We start from the raw sequence: 1406 nt of genomic DNA, 5'->3' as shown, positions 1-1406 counted from the left end.
TCCCCGACCGCACCCGGCTCCAGGGTCACCCCGTGCAGTTCGAAGCCCTCCTCGGCCTCGGGCTCGGCGGCGGTGAGCGTGGAGAACAGGCGCTCACGCAGGACGCGGAACTCCAGCTCGTCGAACAGCCGGTGCACCGCGTCGCGGTCCCAGGAGCGGACCTCGAGCTCCTCGGGCCGGACGTCGAGCTCGACGTCGCGTACCAGCTCGGTCAGCTGGCGGTTGAGCACCACCGACGACAGGTGCTCACGCAGCGCGTCCCCCGCCTTGCCCCGGACCTCGTCGACCCGCTCGACCAGGGCGTCGAGCGACCCGAACTCACGGATCCACTTCTGCGCGGTCTTCTCCCCCACCCCGGGGATGCTCGGGAGGTTGTCGCTCGGGTCGCCCCGCAGCGCCGCGAAGTCGGGGTACTGCTCCGGGGTGAGGGTGTAGCGCTCCTGGACGGCCTCGGGGGTGTAGCGCACCAGGTCCGACACGCCCTTGCGCGGGTAGAGCACGGTGACCTGGTCGGAGACGAGCTGGAACGCGTCGCGGTCCCCGGTGCAGATCGAGACGTGCATGCCCTGCGCGACGGCCTGCGTGGTGAGCGTGGCGATGACGTCGTCCGCCTCGAACCCCTCGCGCGTGACGACCGGGATGTTCAGCGTGGCGAGGATGTCCTTGATGAGGTCGATCTGCCCGTGGAACTCGTTCGGCGTGGCGCTCCGGTTGGCCTTGTAGGCCGCGAAGGTCTCGGACCGGAAGCTCTGGCGCGAGACGTCGAAGGCCACGCACACGTGCGTCGGTGCCTCGTCGCGCAGCAGGTTGATCAGCATCGACGTGAAGCCGTAGACGGCGTTGGTGGTCTGCCCCGACGTCGTCGTGAAGTTCTCGGTCGGCAGCGCGAAGAAGGCCCGGTAGGCCAGGGAGTGACCGTCGAGCAGCAGCAGGCGCGCGCCGCCCGCCTGCTCGCCGGGGGCGCCCTGGGTCGTGCTCGCGCTCTTCGCCGGCGTCGTCGTCGCAACCACGGACCCGAGTCTGCCAGGGGGGTCCGACAGTCTCCGTCGGCCTCACGCGGACCGCGCCCCTAGCATGATCGCCGTGGCAGACGCACCGACTCCCGAACAGCGAGCCGTCCCGGAGCTCCAGGTCGCCTACCCCGACGAGCAGCTCGCCGTCCGGATGGGCATCGAGATCACCGCGTGGGATCCCGCGCGGGCGGTCGCGACGATGCCGGTGGCCGGGAACCGCCAGCCGTTCGGCCTCCTGCACGGGGGCGCGAACGGGGTGCTGGCCGAGACCCTCGGCTCGACGGCGGCCTACCTGAACCGGCAGGGGGACCGTCGCCCGGTCGGGCTCGAGCTCTCCTGCACCCACCACCGCTCGGCGACGGCCGGGCACGTCACCGCGGTGTGCACGCCGCT

At 71.6% G+C, this 1406-nt stretch carries 2 protein-coding genes; one reads left to right on the top strand and one right to left on the bottom strand.

The genetic code is table 11. The annotated features are described in order from the left end of the window. Positions 1-932: 5'-3' exonuclease (locus AC0CYZ_RS13910; protein WP_472216260.1), on the bottom strand; the 932-nt coding region annotated here is incomplete at its 3' end. A gap of 142 nt (positions 933-1074) precedes the next feature. Here AC0CYZ_RS13910 and AC0CYZ_RS13905 point away from each other — a divergent pair. Beyond that, positions 1075-1406, top strand: a 332-nt coding sequence (locus tag AC0CYZ_RS13905; protein ID WP_472216258.1) for a hotdog fold thioesterase, incomplete at its 3' end; no start/stop codon positions are given.

This window comes from Actinomycetospora sp., assembly GCF_055612215.1.
Note: the sequence above shows the minus strand (reverse complement) of the source record. Positions and strands in the feature narration are given on the sequence as shown.